10 protein-coding genes are annotated in these 14,485 nt (G+C 75.7%); 2 read left to right on the forward strand and 8 right to left on the reverse strand.

The window, feature by feature from the left end; translation table 11 throughout:
- Window positions 1-24 precede the first annotated feature (24 nt).
- The 4 genes from QA634_RS30735 to QA634_RS30750 all read right to left on the reverse strand — a co-directional run bounded on the left by QA634_RS30735 (window position 25) and on the right by QA634_RS30750 (window position 4,684).
- Entirely contained in the window at window positions 25-1,194 is a 1,170-nt protein-coding gene (locus QA634_RS30735) for a glycosyltransferase (RefSeq protein ID WP_012335747.1), read from the reverse strand.
- Between the two features lie 236 nt (window positions 1,195-1,430).
- Window positions 1,431-2,684, reverse strand: coding sequence for a hypothetical protein (locus QA634_RS30740; RefSeq protein WP_012335748.1), 1,254 nt, complete (start codon window positions 2,682-2,684; stop codon window positions 1,431-1,433).
- Between the two features lie 307 nt (window positions 2,685-2,991).
- Window positions 2,992-3,912, reverse strand: a complete 921-nt coding sequence (locus tag QA634_RS30745; RefSeq protein WP_012335749.1) for a hypothetical protein — start codon at window positions 3,910-3,912, stop codon at window positions 2,992-2,994.
- Between the two features lie 637 nt (window positions 3,913-4,549).
- Window positions 4,550-4,684 carry a hypothetical protein gene (locus tag QA634_RS30750; RefSeq protein WP_018263632.1) on the reverse strand — a complete coding sequence of 45 codons (135 nt, stop codon included), beginning with the start codon at window positions 4,682-4,684 and terminating at the stop codon, window positions 4,550-4,552.
- Between the two features lie 138 nt (window positions 4,685-4,822).
- On the opposite strand from QA634_RS30750, the gene mgtA reads away from it, so the two are divergent.
- Together mgtA and QA634_RS30760 are read left to right on the forward strand one after the other, a co-directional pair.
- Entirely contained in the window at window positions 4,823-7,447 is a 2,625-nt protein-coding gene (gene mgtA, locus QA634_RS30755) for a magnesium-translocating P-type ATPase (protein ID WP_012335750.1), read from the forward strand.
- Window positions 7,437-8,966 carry a bifunctional aminoglycoside phosphotransferase/ATP-binding protein gene (locus tag QA634_RS30760; protein ID WP_012335751.1) on the forward strand — a complete coding sequence of 510 codons (1,530 nt, stop codon included), beginning with the start codon at window positions 7,437-7,439 and terminating at the stop codon, window positions 8,964-8,966. The genes mgtA and QA634_RS30760 overlap by 11 nt, the downstream gene beginning before the upstream one ends.
- A gap of 51 nt (window positions 8,967-9,017) precedes the next feature.
- Here QA634_RS30760 and QA634_RS30765 read toward each other — a convergent pair whose 3' ends face one another.
- The 4 genes from QA634_RS30765 to QA634_RS30780 are packed head-to-tail and all read right to left on the reverse strand — an operon-like array spanning window position 9,018 to window position 14,177.
- On the reverse strand, window positions 9,018-10,187 hold the full coding sequence (locus QA634_RS30765; protein ID WP_012335752.1) for an acetate/propionate family kinase: 1,170 nt from the start codon (window positions 10,185-10,187) through the stop codon (window positions 9,018-9,020).
- Entirely contained in the window at window positions 10,184-11,632 is a 1,449-nt protein-coding gene (locus tag QA634_RS30770) for a bifunctional enoyl-CoA hydratase/phosphate acetyltransferase (RefSeq protein WP_012335753.1), read from the reverse strand. The genes QA634_RS30765 and QA634_RS30770 overlap by 4 nt, the downstream gene beginning before the upstream one ends.
- Window positions 11,633-11,634: 2 nt before the next feature.
- The gene (gene fabI, locus QA634_RS30775) at window positions 11,635-12,399 is read right to left on the reverse strand and encodes an enoyl-ACP reductase FabI (protein ID WP_012335754.1); all 765 of its coding nucleotides are present in this window, start codon (window positions 12,397-12,399) and stop codon (window positions 11,635-11,637) included.
- Window positions 12,400-12,401: 2 nt separating this feature from the next.
- On the reverse strand, window positions 12,402-14,177 hold the full coding sequence (locus QA634_RS30780; protein WP_445928375.1) for a PHA/PHB synthase family protein: 1,776 nt from the start codon (window positions 14,175-14,177) through the stop codon (window positions 12,402-12,404).
- Window positions 14,178-14,485: the final 308 nt, after the last annotated feature.

The following is a 14,485-nucleotide window of genomic DNA, read 5'->3' on the forward strand; positions in this document are numbered from 1 at the left end:
ATGCTCACCCTGCCCTCGCTCCCCTCAGCCGACCATCTCGACCGCGTAGACGTGCCGCTCCCGCGCGGAGGCCGGCGGACCGTGCGTCGCGACCTGCTTGTCCACGAAGCTCGTGAATTCGCGCCGGAAGCGCTCCGCCGAGAAGCGCTCGGCCTGCGCCCGGCAGGCGGCGCGGGAGAAGCTCCCCTCGGTCGCCACGAAGCTGCGCAGGCAGGCGGCGATCGCCTCGGCGCTGGGCTCGTCGAAGAACAGGCCGGTGCGCCCGGGGCCCTGGGTCAGGACCGTCTCGCGGGCGCCGCCGCGGCCGAGAGCGAGCACGGGAGTGCCCTCGGCCTGGGCCTCGACCGGGACGATGCCGAAATCCTCCTCGGCCGCGAACACGAAGGCGCGCGCCGTCGCCATCAGGCGCCGCAATTCCGCGTCGCTGACGTAGCCCGCGAAGGTGACGTTCGGGCCCGCGCGCCGGCGCAGGCGCTCCGCCTCCGACCCGTCCCCGGCCACGACGAGTTCGAGCTCCGGCGTCAGCCGGAACGCGTCGACGATCGCCTCGACGTTCTTGTAGGGCACGAGCCGGCTCGCGGCCAGGAAGTGGCGCCCGCGCGGCATGGTCAGGGGCTGCTCCGACAGGGTGACGGGCGGGTGGATCACCGTCGCCTCCCGCCCGTAGATCTTGCGGATGCGCCGGGCGACGAAGCGGGAATTGGCGACGAGCGCGTCCGGCCCGGACGCCGTGCGGACGTCCCAGAGCCGCATGTAGTGCAGGAGGGCCCGGGCCAGGGCGCCCTTGACCCCGCGGGCGAGCCCGCTCTCGCGCAGGTAGGCGTGCTGGAGGTCCCAGGCGTAGCGCATCGGCGAGTGGACGTAGGCGACGTGGACCTGGTCGGGCCCGGTGATCACCCCCTTGGCCACGGCGTAGCTCGACGAGAGCACGAGGTCGTAGCCCGACAGGTCGAACTGCTCGACCGCCAGCGGCATCAGCGGCAGGTAGGCCTGGTGGGCGCGGCCGAGCAGGGGCAGCCGCTGCAGGAAGCTCACCTGCGTCCGCGGCAGGCCGATCCGCGCGCGGCCCTCGGCCGGGAGGACGTCGAACAGGCAGAAAACGTCCGCCTGCGGGAAGCAGGCCAGCATCTCGCGCAGGACGCGCTCCGCCCCTCCGACGACGTAGAGCCAGTCATGGACGATGGCCACTCGCACGGAACATCCCTCCTCGGCGCGGGCCCGCGGGCCCCGCTCGTCCGGCCGGTCCCGCCGACGGTGCAACCCGCCGGCTTGACACGCGATGAAACAGATCGGCGAAAACTTGATCTTTCAGCACATATGAGCAAACCGCCTGCCAATGCCGGAGTGTCCCAATATTGGACGCCGTCAGGACAGTGCTGATGACTGGATTAAATTTACGAACATCGTGAATTCCGGGCGATCGCAGGGGGTCAGCTCAGCCACAGCAGCACCACCTTGGCGCCGACCGGCAGCGACGCGGCGCCGTCCCGGATCGCGACCTCGGTCCAGGCCTCCTCGTCGTTCGGCACCATCGCCCGCGCGCGGGCCGCCGGGCGGCTCGGCACGACCCGCTGCGGGCGGGCCTCCGGCGCGAGGTCGGCGCGGGCCGCCGGGTCCCAGCAGCGCAGCGCGCGCCAGAGCGCCACCACCGTGCCGCCGTCCCGGCGGCCGAGCGGGACGGCGCGCAGGTCCGCGCCCGCCTCCGGCAGGGCGACCTCCCGGGGCGCCTCGTCGCGCGGCGCGTCGGGGGCCGAGAGGGCGCGCATCAGCCCGCGCAGGGCGCGGTAGGCCGGCTTCGGGCGGCCGTCGTGGTGGACGAGCCCCCAATGGTGCTCGGTCTCGCGCGGGTCGGTGCCGCCGTCCATCAGCTCGTACAGGAAGCTCCGGCGCAGCCCGGCGGCGAAGTTGTGCAGCAGCAGGCGCGGGACGTAGATCGCCGCCGCCGCCTCGGAGACGCCGCCGCGGCCCGGATTCGGCGGGGTGCAGTAGCCGACTTCCGTGCTCATCACGGGCGCGCCCGGCTTGAAGCCCTCGGCCATGTGGGCGAGGTACCAGGAGAGGGCGGCGTAATCGTCCGCGGTCTCGGGCTCCTGGCCGCCCTGCACGTAGGAATGGATCGCCACCACGTCGCAGAACGGGGCCGCGCCGCGGATCGGCGCCACGTCCTGCGGGCGGTAGTCGAGGACGGTCGGCGAGACGACCGGCAGCGTCCGCGCGTCGTAGCGCGTGCGCAGCGCCCGGTAGACGGCGCGCTGGTAGGCGACCACGGCGCTGCTCCAGTCCGGCCGCGCCGCCGGCTGGGCGGTGAACCAGGGGCTGTCGCCCTCGTTCTGGCCCTCGATCGCCGAGACGCGGCCGGGGCCCAGAGCCTCCAGGTAGGCGAGCATCTCCGGCACCGTGTTGGTGACGGGCGAGACGAGCAGCTGCGCCCGCACCCCGTGGGTGGCGTGGAGCCGGGCCCAGCGGCCGAGGTCGTTGGAGGGGCGCAGCTCGTCCCGGACGTGCCGGATCCCCGCCTCGGCGAGGAGGTCGCGCACCGTCTCGAAGCGGGAGGCGTAGGGCTCGCTGCCGAGGTGGAGGTTGACCCCGACGCTGTCGAGGAAATCCGCCACCGGGCGCGGGGCCGGCGCCGCCCCGGCGGGGCGCGGCCGCGCGGCCAGGGCCGCGAGGCCGCCCAGCAACACGGCCCGGCGGCTCGGTCCCGCCGCGGGCGGGCACGGCCGGTCCGGCCCGCCCGTGCCCCGCGCTCGTGGCCCTGGCGACATCGGACATCCTCTCCTGGCGGCGATCCGGCGGGCCGCCGTCGCCGCTCCGATGCGGGGCCCGGGCCAGGGCGCGCCGCCCCGGCGCGGCACGGCCCCGTGCCAGGACGGGGCGCGGCGCGCGCGGCCGTGCCGCGCCGGGACGCGCCCCGAGGCCGCGCTCGGGCGCCGGGGGGCGGCGCGGTCGGGCGCCGCAGGCGGCGTGGTCCGGGCGCCGCAGGCGGCGCGGTCAGGCGCCGAACACGGCGAGTTCGGTATAGGCGAGGTCGCCGAGGGCGACCGGCCCGGGCCCGCGGGCGAGGCGCGGCTTGCGGCCCGGGAAGAAGCGCCCGACCGCCCCCGGCACCGGCGCCGCGGCATCGACGAGCAGGAGCGGCATGGCGTGGCGGCGCAGCAGGGCGCGGCCGAGCGCCCCGAGCCAGCCGCCGAGCGCGGCCCCGGCCGGCCCGTAGATCAGCTGCATGCCCGGCAGGTGGAGCCCCGGCCCGACCCGCAGGGAGCGGCGCACCAGGATGGCGAGCCGGCCGGAGCCGCCCTCGGCGAGGACGAGGCAGCGGCAGCCCAGGGCCTCGTGGTCCCGCGCCAGGGCGCGCTCGGCGCGGGAGAGCAGCGCCGCCGTCTCCGGGCCGAAGGGGCGGACCCGCTGCCCCGGCGCCGGGCGGCTGAGGGCCGGCAGGACCAGCATCTGTCCCTCCGCGTAGCGGCGGAAGCCGCGGGCCTGGTGCATCGACCAGGTCTCGGGGGCGGCCGAGATGTTGAGGTAGGTCACGGCCCGGTCGCGCATGGCGCGCCCGTCGAGCATCACGCCGAAGCCGCGGAATTCCGGCTCGACGTACCAGCTCGACAGGTTGCAGCGCAGGGAGGGGCCGCGCTCGTCCTCGACGGAGGCGTAGATGGTGAGGAGGACGCCGACGACCGCGTCGCGATGCGCGAGCAGGAGGCCGTAGCGCGGCACGTCGCCGGGCAGGCGGCGGGCGGCGAGGCGGGCGAAGCCCCGGCGCCAATAGGCCGGCGGGCGGTCCGGGAAACCGCGGCCGAGCAGCCGCACGACGGCGTCGAGATCGGCCTCCTCGATCGGCCGGCAGCGCAGGGCGGGCTGGGTCGGTGGGCAGGCCGCGCGCTCCGGAGCGGGCGCGTCAGAGTGGGCCATGGGACACTCGCGGGGTGGCCGCGGTTCGCGCCTCCGCGCGCTCCGGGACGGTCCTGTGCCATCGCGGATCAGAAGCGGCGGCCCGATCGCCGGGCGGGTGAAACCGCCAGGGACGACGCAAGCCGCGTTCCCCAGGGGACGCGTCCCGGATCGGAGGACGGGGCGTCCCTGCCGCCTGCCGCGCCGGCCGGCGCTCGGGGGTTGAGAACGCTGCGGCTCTCGATCGATGGGGTCAGCACCGCCGTTCGGCAAGGCCCGGACCGGCTGCCCGGAACGACGCGGAGGGAGATCCGGGACACGGGGGAATCTGGACACCGCACGGGCCATGACGACTGGCCATGACGACGGGCCATGACGACGGGCCATGACGACGGGCCATGACGACGGGCCATGACGACGGGCCATGACGACGGGCCATGACGACGGGCCATGACGGCCCTGGCCGGACATCGTGCCGGACCGATCACCAGGACGCCGTCCGACGCCCATCGCGCGCAGGCCGGACCAAGACGCCAGGAGCCGAGATCGTGCTCAGGCTCGGCGCGATCGCGCCGGGTCGGCAGGGGAACGGGCAGGCCGGAACGGGCCGTCCTCCGCGTGCCGGCGCCGTGACCGGGCTGGACGGTCTACGGGCCGCTCACAGCAGGTAGAGTGTCACCGTGCCGTGGAACACCTTCGGGCAGTTCCGCGCCTGCACCAGCGCGCGGGCCTCCTCGACCGAGATGCCGCGGGCGCTCGCGATCTGCTCGACGCTTCTCCAGGCCTTCGTCATGGGGCGTTCCTCCTGTTTTCCACTCAACGCTCAAGCTCGGCGGCCGTTCCACGGCGCCCCGTTGCGGTGGATCAAGGCCGCCCGCCGCCGCGCGGGCAGAATGCGGCGCGCCCCGGGAGGGCGGCGGCGGGGCGACACATGCGGCATGACGCGGAGACGGCGCGGACCCATCCGGGCGGGACGCGGGAGGACGGGCCGTTCTGGACCGGGAGCCCGGAGGCGCTCGCCGCGCGGCTCGGATGCGGCCTCGACGGCCTGAGCGCCGCGCAGGCGGCGCGCCGCCTCGCCGAGGACGGCCCCAACGGCGACCGCCCGGCCCGGGCCGACGGCGTCCTGCGGGCGGTGCTGCGGCGGCTGCTCGAACCCTTCTCGCTGATCCTGCTCGCGGCGGGGCTGGTCTCGATCGCCACCGGCGACTGGGGCGGGGGCGTCATCATCATCGCCATCCTGACCCTGTCGATCGGCCTCGACACGCTCCAGGAAGGCCACGCCGTCCGGGCCGCGGAGGCGCTGCGGCGCTCGGTCGCCCTCACGGCGGAGGTCAAGCGCGACGGCCGCTTCCGGACCGTGCCGGTCGAGGAGGTCGTGCGCGGCGACCTGATCCGCGTGCGCGCGGGCGACATCGTGCCCGCCGACGCCCTCGTGCTCGCCAGCGCCGCCTTCTCGGCCGTCGAGGCGGCCCTGACCGGCGAGCCCTACCCGGTCGAGAAGCGGCCCGGCCCGGTCGCGGCGACGGCCCCCGCCGAGGCCGCCAATGCCCTGTTCCGCGGCGCCGTCGCCCAGAGCGGGGAGGCGCTCGCCCTCGTGGCCGCCACCGGCCGCGCGACGATGTTCGGGGCGGCCGCCGCCTCCCTCGCCGAGAGCGCCGCCCCCTCGCCCTTCCAGCGCGACCTGCGCGAATTCGGCCTCGTGGTGGCGCGGCTCACCCTCGTGCTGGTGGTGGCCGTGCTGGCGGTCCGGGTCGCCCTCGGGCGGCCGGTGCTCGACTCGCTCCTCTTCGCGGTGGCCCTGGCGGTCGGCCTCACCCCCGAATTGCTGCCGATGATCACCACCGTGACCCTCGCCCGCGGGGCGCTGCGCATGGCCCGCCGCAAGGTGATCGTGAAGCGCCTCGCGGGCATCCACGACCTCGGCGCCATGACGGTGCTCTGCACCGACAAGACCGGAACCCTGACCTCGGCCGAGATCGTGCTCGCGCGCAGCTTCGGGCCCGACGGCCGCGACGACCCGCGCCCGGCCCGGCTCGGGGCCGTGGCGGCGGCGCTGGGCGGCGAGCGCGGGGCCCTCGACGCGGCGCTGCGGCGCCACGGCGCCGCCGGGCCCGACGGCGCGGCGCGGGCCGACGGGGCCGCCGCGGAGGGATGGCGCCTCCTCGCCCTGCGCCCCTTCGAGGCGGGACGCCGCAGCGGCGCGGTCCTGGCCGAGGGGCCGGAGGGCCCGCGCCTGATCGTCAAGGGCGCGCCCGAGGCCGTCCTCGCCCTGTGCACGGAGCGGCGGGACGGGGCCGGGACGGCGCCCCTCGGGGATCCCGACCGCGCCGCCTGCCTGGCGCGGCTGCGGGCCCTCGCCGAGGAGGGCTACCGGGCCATCGCGGTCGCCTCCCGGGAGGCGGCGGGGCCGCGGGATGCCGGGGAGGCGGGGCTCGTCCTCGACGGGTTCTGCGCCTTCGCGGACCCGCCCAAGCCCGACGCCGCCGCCGCGGTGGCGGAGCTCGCGCGGGCGGGGGTCCGGGTGAAGATCCTGTCGGGGGACGACCCGGTCGTGGTGCGGCGCCTCGCCGGGCATGTCGGCCTGCCGGCCCCCTCGGTGCTGTCGGGGACGGAGGTGGCCGCGCTCGGCGACGAGGCCCTCGCCGTGCAGGTGCGCCGGGTCGACGCCTTCGGGCGCCTCGCCCCCGACCAGAAGGCGCGCATCGTCAAGGCGCTGCAGGCGGGGGGCGAGGTCGTCGGCTTCCTGGGCGACGGCATCAACGACGCGCCGGGCCTGCGGCAGGCCGATATCGGCCTCTCGGTCGAGGGGGCGACCGGCGTCGCCCAGGCCGCCGCCGACATGATCCTGCTCGCCCCCGACCTCGCCGTGGTGGCGGCCGGCGTGGCCGAGGGGCGGCGCACCTTCGCCAACATCCTCAAGTACATCCGCATGGGGGCGAGTTCGAATTTCGGCAACATGCTGTCGATGGCGGCAGCCTCGGCGGCCCTGCCGTTCCTGCCGATGCTGCCGACCCAGATCCTGCTCAACAACCTGCTCTACGACCTGTCGGAGATCGGGATCCCGTTCGACCACGTGCGGCCCGAGGCGGTGGCGCGCCCGCAAACCTGGGAGATGGCGGGGCTGCTGCGCTTCGCCGCCGTGATGGGGCCGCTCTCCTCCCTGTTCGACCTCCTGACCTTCGGCGTGCTGCTCCTCGGCTTCGGGGCGGCGCCCGACGTCTTCCGCACCGCGTGGTTCCTCGAATCGATGGCGACGCAGATCCTGGTCATCGTGGTCATCCGCACGGCCGGGCGGCCCTGGCGCGACCGCCCGGGCAGCGTCCTCGCCGTCACCTCGCTGGCGGCGCTCGCGGTCGCGCTCCTGCTGCCCTTCACGCCGGCCGGGCCGTGGTTCGGGTTCGCGCCGCCGCCGCCCGCGCTCCTCGCGGCCATCGCGGCGATCACGGCGGCCTACCTCGCCGCGGCCGAGGCGGTGAAGCCCTGGGCCACCGGCGCCCGCCGCCCCGCGGGGTTCCTGCCCTCGCGCCGGAGAGGACGAGGCCATGCCGGGTGAGACCGAGATCCTCGAATTCCTGCGCCGGATCCTCGGCGCCGCGGGCGCGGTCGAGACGATCCGCACCCACATCTCGGTCATCCTCCTGGCGGGGGAGCGGGTGTTCAAGCTCAAGCGGGCGGTGCGCTTCCCCTTCCTCGACTTCTCGACCGCGCCGCGGCGGCTCGCGGCCTGCGAGGCGGAATGCGCCCTCAACCGGCGCTGGGCGCCCGGCCTCTATCGCGGCGTGCACCGGATCACCCGGGGGGCGGATGGCGGCCTCGTCCTCGACGGCGGCGGCCCGCTCGTCGACGCGGTGGTCGAGATGCGCCGCTTCCCGGCGGCCGACCTGTTCGACGCGATGGTCCAGGACGGGCGCGCCACGCCCGCCCTCCTGACCGCGCTCGCCCACCGCATCGCCGCCCTGCACGCCGAGGCGCCGGCGAGCCCGGCGCGGGGGGGCGCCGCCGCGATGGAGCGCCTCGTCGCCCTCAACGATCGCGGCCTGCGGGCGAGCGGCCTCGTCGCCGCGGAGGTGGCCGACGCCCTCGCGGCGCGGTTCCGGGCCGCGCTCGGCCGCCACGCCGCGCGCGTCGAGGCGCGGCGCGCGGCCGGCAAGGTCCGCCGCTGCCACGGCGACCTGACGCTGCGCAACATCTGCCTGTTCGAGGGGGTGCCGACGCCCTTCGACGGGCTCGAATTCGACGAGGAGCTCGGCACGATCGACGTGCTCTACGACCTCGCCTTCCCGCTGATGGACCTCTGGCACCGCGGCCGGGGCGACCTCGCGAGCCTCCTCGTCAACCGCTACCTCGACGAGGCCGACGAGATCGACGGGGCGGGCCTGCTGCCCTTCCTGATGGCGCTGCGCGCCGTCATCCGGGCGCACGTCACCGCGAGCCAGGCGGCGGAGGCGCCGGCCGCCGCGGAGGGGGGCCTGTGGCGCGAGGCGCGGGCCTACCTCGCCCTGGCGGAGCAGTGCCTGCAGGCGGACGAGGCCCCGGTGCTGCTGGCGGTCGGGGGCCTCAGCGGCTCGGGCAAGTCGACGGTCGCGGCCGCGGTGGCGCCCTTCCTGGGCCCGCCGCCGGGCGCCCGGATCGTCGGCAGCGACCGCACCCGCAAGCGCCTGCACGGCGTGCCGGCCCTGACGCGGCTCCCCGCGGAGGCCTACGCGCCCGCGATGTCGGAGGCGGTCTACGCGGCGATGCGGGCGGAGGCGGCCCGCGCCCTCGCGGGCGGGGCGAGCGTGGTGGTCGACGCGGTCTTCGACCGTCCGGACGAGCGGGAGGCGATCGCCGCGGTGGCGCGGGCGGGCGGCGCCTCCTTCCGGGGCGTCTGGCTGCAGGCGCCGGTGCCGATGCTCGCCGCGCGCATCGCGGCCCGGCGGGACGACCCGTCCGACGCCACCCCCGCGGTGCTCGCCGCCCAGGCGGAGCGGGCCTGCGGCGAGATCACCTGGGAGCGCCTCGACGCCCGCCTGCCCCCGGAGACGCTGCGGGCGGTGATCCTGGCGCGGGGGCCGGTGCCCCGGGCGGGGTAGGGGCGGGGAGGCCCCCGCCCGCCCGGTCGGGCGCGACGCCGCATCCGCCCCTCACCCCCGCCCGGCCAGCAGCGCGGCGGCGGCCCGGGCGATCGGGCGCTCCTCGTTCGCCGGCACCACGTAGACCGCGACCGGCGACGCGTCCCGGCTGATCCGGGTCGCGTTCGCGGCGTTGCGGGCCGGGTCGAGCTCCACCCCCGCGAAGGCGAGGCCCTCGGCGATCGCCGCGCGCAGGGCGGGCGCGTGCTCGCCGATCCCCGCCGTGAAGACCAGCACGTCGAGCCCGCCGAGGGCCGCCATCAGCGAGCCCGCCTCCCGCACCGCCCGGTAGGCGAACAGCGCCAGGGCCTCGGCGGCCCGCGGATCGTCGCAGCCCTGCAGGGCCCGCACGTCGTCGCTGATCCCCGAGACGCCGAGCAGCCCCGAGCGGTTGTTCAGGAGGTCGGCCACCGCCTCCGCGCTCATGCCCCGCTCGCGGATCAGGTGCAGCACCAGCCCCGGATCGACGGCGCCCGAGCGGGTGCCCATCATCAGCCCGTCCAGGGCGGTGAAGCCCATGGTCGAGGCGAGGCTGCGGCGCTCCCGCAGGGCGCAGAGGCTGGCGCCGTGCCCGAGATGGGCCACGATCACCCGCCCCTCCGCCCGCGCCCCGGCCAGATCCGGCAGGATCTCGGCCACGTGCGCGTAGGAGAGCCCGTGGAAGCCGTAGCGCAGCAGGCCCTCCTCGCTCAGCGCCCACGGGATCGGGAAGAGCTGGGCGAGGCGCGGCTGGGTGCGGTGGAAGGCGGTGTCGAAGCAGGCGACCTGGGGCAGGTCGGGCCAGGACGCCGCCACGGCCCTCAGCCCCGCGAGGTTGTGGGGCTGGTGGGCCGGGGCCAGGGGCACCAGCCGCTCCAGCGCCGCGAGCACCCCCGCATCCACCCGCACCGGTGCCGAGAAGTCCCGCCCGCCATGCACGACCCGGTGCCCCGCCGCCCGCAGGAGGAGGTCCGGCGTGCGGCGGATCGCGTCGAGCAGCCACGCCACCGCGGCCGCGTGATCGCTGCCCGCCCCCGGCGCGTCGCCGGCCCTGAGGGCGAGCGGGCCCGCGGCCTCGACGCTCACGGCGCCGCCGAGGCCCGACACGCCGCCCCGGCAGAGCGGCTCCAGCGTGTCGGCCGCGAAGAGCGCGAATTTCAGGCTCGACGAGCCCGCATTGATCGCCAGGATCGCGTCGGTCACGCGGCGCCTCCTTCGGCGGACGCGGCGCCTCCTTCGGCGGAGGCGGGGTCCCCCGACGCCGCCGCATGCGCGAAGAGCTGGGCCAGCGCGCAGGAGGCTTCCCGCACCTCGGCGCTGTCGGCGCGGCTCGTCAGGATGATCGGCACCCGCGCGCCGAGGATCAGCCCGGCCGCGTCCGCCCCCGCGAGATGGATGAGCTGCTTGGCCAGCATGTTGCCCGAGACGAGGTCGGGGACGACCAGGATGTCGGCGTCCCCCGCCACCGGCGAGGCGATGCCCTTGGCGGCGGCGGCCTCCCGCGAGATGGCGTTGTCGAAGGCCAGGGGCCCCTCGACGCGGCCGCCGGTGATCTGGCCGCGCTCGGCCATCTTGCAGAGCGCCGCCGCGTCGAGGGTGGAGCCGATCCGCATCGACACCGTCTCGACCGCCGAGAGGATCGCCGCCTTGGGCTCGGCGATCCCCAGAGCCCGGCACAGGTCGATGGCGTTCTGGACGATGTCGCGCTTCTCCGCGAGGCTCGGCGCGATGTTGACCGCCGCGTCGGTGATGAAGAGCGGCTTGCGGTAATGCGGCACGTCGAGGGCGTAGACGTGGCTCATGCGCCGTTCGGTGCGCAGGCCCGCCTCCCTGCGCAGGGCCGCCGAGAGGATCTCGTCGGTGTGCAGCGCCCCCTTCATCAGCGCCGCCACGCTGCCGGCCCGGGCGAGGTCGACCGCCCGCTCGGCGGCCGCGTGGCTGTGGGGCGCCTCGACGATCTCGATCCCGTCGAGCGCGATCCGCGCCGCCTCGGCCGCCGCCGCGATCTTGGCCCGCGGCCCGACCAGGACCGGCTCGATCAGCCCGGCCCGCCGCCCCGCCAGCGCGCCCTCGAGGGAGACCGCGTCGCAGGGATGGACCACGGCGGTGCGGATCGGGGGCCTTCCCCGCGCCGCGTCGATCAGGCGGCGCCACTGGGCGCCGCGCTCGTGCAGGTGCACCTCCGGCAGCAGCACCCGGGGCCGGCGGACCTTCTCGGTCGGCGCGATCACCTCGGCCTCGCCGCTGATCACGCTCTCGCCGCGGTCGTTGAGGCAGGCGCAGTCGAGGACGAGCCGCGCCCGCGCCTCGTCCTTCGTCCGCACGGTGACCCGGGCCGTGATCGTGTCGCCGATCTTCACCGGCCGCAGGAAGCGCAGGGACTGGCCGAGATAGATCGTGCCGGGCCCCGGCAGCGCGGTGCCGAGCACCGCCGAGATCAGCGAGCCGCCCCAGAGCCCGTGCGCGATGACCCCGTGGAAGCGGTCCGTATCGGCGTAGTCCTTGTCGAGATGGGCGGGGTTCACGTCCCCCGACACGACCGCGAACAGCCGGATGTCGTCCGGCTGCAGGGTGCGGGCGAGGCTCGCGCTGTCGCCGACCCGGATCTCCGCCAGGGTGCGGTTCTCGATGAATTGGAGGGCTTCCATGATCAGGCCACCGCGTGCAAGCCGCCGTCGACGAAGGTGATGGTGCCGGTGACGCCGCGGGCGCCGTCGGCCGAGAGGGCGGCGGCCATGTGGCCGATCTCCTCCAGGGTCACGAGCCGGTGCTCCGGCGCGCGGGTGCGGGCGGCCTCGACGAGGTCGTCGAAATGGTCGATCCCCGAGGCCGCCCGGGTCACGACCGGCCCGGGCGAGAGGGTGTTGACCCGGATGCCGCGCGGGCCGAGTTCGACCGCGAGCGAGCGCACGCCGGCCTCCAGGGCGGCCTTGACCGGCCCCATCACGTTGTAGTGGTCGACCACCTTCTCGGCGCCGTAATAGCTCACCGTCAGGATGCTGCCGCCCGCCCGCATCAGCGGCTCGGCCCGCCGCGTCATCCGGATCAGCGAGTGCACCGAGACGTCCATGGCGGTGAGGAAGCCCTCCCGCGAGCAATCGGTGACGCGGCCGTGCAGGTCCTCCTTCGGGCAGAAGGCGATCGAGTGGACGAGGATGTCGAGGCCGCCCCAGGCCGCCTCCACCCGCGCGAAGAGCGCGTCGAGCTCCGCGTCCCGGGTGACGTCGAGGGGCGCGAGGATCTCCGCCCCGAGCTCCTCGGCGACGGGGGCGACGTGGGGCCGGGCCCGGTCGTTCAGGTAGGTGAGGGCGAGGCGGGCGCCGTTCTCCCGGAAGGCGCGGGCGCAGCCCGTGGCGATCGACTGCGCGTTGGCGACCCCGACCACGAGGGCGCGCTTGCCGGCGAGCAGGGCCATGGTCAGGCCTCCCGCACGTAGCGGCCGGGGGCCGGGCCGAGCGTCGGCGCGCCCGGCAGCCCCATCGGCGGCGGCGGCTCGGGCGGGCCGGACCGCTCGGCGAGCCAGGAGGCCCATTCCGGCCACCAGGAGCCCTGTTCGAGCCGGGCGAGGTCGAGCCAGCTGTCCGGATCGACGTAGCGGTCGGTCGCCGCCCTGCTGTGCACGCGGTAGTGGCGGCCGCGATGGCCGGGCTCCGAGACGATGCCCGCGTTGTGGCCCCCGCTGGCGAGTAGGAAGGTGACGTCCGCGTCGGTCATCAGCGTGAGCTTGAACACCGAGCGCCAGGGCGCCACGTGGTCCTTCTCGGTGCCGACGGCGAAGATCGGCGCGCGGATGTCGGTCAGGGCCACCGGCCGGCCCTCGACCCGCAGGCGGCCCTCCGCGAGGTCGTTGTCGAGGAACAGGCGGCGCAGGTACTCGGCGTGCATCCGCGCCGGCATCCGGGTGGCGTCGGCGTTCCAGGCCATCAGGTCGGTCACCGCCTCGCGCCGCCCGAGCAGGTAGCTGTTGACGATCCGCGACCAGATCAGGTCGTTCGAGCGCAGCAGCTGGAAGGCGCCGGCCATCTGCTTGGAGTCGAGGACGCCCTCGCTCCGCATCAGGCTCTCCAGGAAGCTGATCTGGCTCTCGTTGATGAAGAGCGTGAGCTCGCCGGCCTCGGTGAAGTCGACCTGCGCGGCGAAGAGGGTGAGGGAGGCGAGCCGCGCATCCCCGTCCCGGGCCATGGTGGCCGCCGCGATCGAGAGCAGCGTGCCGCCCAGGCAATAGCCCGCCGCGTGCACGGCCCGGCCCGGCCGGATCGCCGAGACCGCGTCGAGGGCGGCCATCACGCCGAGCCGCCGGTAATCGTCGAAGGACACGTCCCGGTCCGCCGGGCCCGGGTTGCGCCAGGAGATCATGAACACGGTGAAGCCCTGGCCGACGAGGTGGCGGACCAGGGAATTCTCCGGCGACAGGTCGAGGATGTAGTACTTCATGATCCAGGCCGGCACGATCAGGACCGGCTCGGGCCGGACTGCGCCGGTCTTCGGCGCGTACTGGATCAGCTCGATCAGGTCGTTGCGGTAGACGACCTCGCCCTCGGTGACCGCGACCTCGCGCCCGACCGCGAAGCGCTCGGCGCCCGCGGGCTTGAGGCCGGCGAGCCCGCGCCGGGCATCCTCCAGGGCGTTCAGGGCGCCGAGCACCAGGTTGGCGCCGCCGCTCGCCAGGGTCGCGTTGAGGACGACCGGGTTGGTGAGGGGGTGATTCGACGGCGAGACCCCATCGAGCATCTGGCGCGCCGTGAAGGCGACGATCTCCTCGTGCGCCCGCGCCACGCCGCGCACGCCCGTGGTGGCGTTGTGCCACCATTGCTGGGTGAGCAGGAAACCCTGCTGGTAGAGGCAGAAGGGCCAGGTCCGCCAAGCCGGGTCGTCGAAGCGGTGGTCCTGGGGCAGGGGCTCGATGCAGGGTTCGGCCTGCGCCCCCACCAGGAGGTTGCGCCACAGGAAGGATTGCAGGCGCTGGCCCTTGCGGAAGGCCTTGGCGGCGAGTTCGGCCTGCTTGCCGGGCGAGAAGGCCGCGTGCACGCTCCAGTCGAGCCAGGCATTGGCCAGGGCCGCCGGCGAGAGGCCGCCGGTGAGCCGCGCCACCGCGGCATGGGCCGCTTGGTCGATCGCCTGGCCGGCGTCGTGCAGGTCGTCACCGGGCTCCGCGGCGTCCCGGACGGGACCGGCGGCCGCGACCGGCGGCACGAGGCGGAGGGCAGGGGGCGGGCCGGGATCGCGGCCGAGGATTGCGTGGGGGAAGTCGCGAGCATGGGGGGTCTCCAGCGCCCGCCTCTCCTAGCCGGGCACGGCGTTCCGCCCACTGATCCAGATCAGAGCTGAGCTGCACGCACGCGCTCAGGATCGTCCGATGCGCGGGGCGCCGGATGCGATCTCGGCAAACGCTCGGCAATACCTTGGCAAACGAGGCCTCGGCGGGCCGTGTCGCGCACGATTCGCGCACCGCGCACGATCCGCGCGGGGGGGCCCCTCTCCCGCGGGGGTACGAGGCGGAT

Origin of the sequence: Methylobacterium sp. CB376, assembly GCF_029714205.1 — a bacterium.
GTDB lineage: Bacteria > Pseudomonadota > Alphaproteobacteria > Rhizobiales > Beijerinckiaceae > Methylobacterium.

Excerpts from the sequence above, each read along its gene's own strand:
- mgtA (WP_012335750.1), top strand. The coding sequence starts at position 4,823 with ATGCGGCATGACGCGGAGACGGCGCGGACCCATCCGGGCGGGACGCGG.
- QA634_RS30745 (WP_012335749.1), bottom strand. The coding sequence starts at position 3,912 with ATGGCCCACTCTGACGCGCCCGCTCCGGAGCGCGCGGCCTGCCCACCG.
- QA634_RS30750 (WP_018263632.1), bottom strand. The coding sequence starts at position 4,684 with ATGACGAAGGCCTGGAGAAGCGTCGAGCAGATCGCGAGCGCCCGCGGC.
- QA634_RS30770 (WP_012335753.1), bottom strand. The coding sequence starts at position 11,632 with ATGGAAGCCCTCCAATTCATCGAGAACCGCACCCTGGCGGAGATCCGG.
- fabI (WP_012335754.1), bottom strand. The coding sequence starts at position 12,399 with ATGGCCCTGCTCGCCGGCAAGCGCGCCCTCGTGGTCGGGGTCGCCAAC.
- QA634_RS30760 (WP_012335751.1), top strand. The coding sequence starts at position 7,437 with ATGCCGGGTGAGACCGAGATCCTCGAATTCCTGCGCCGGATCCTCGGC.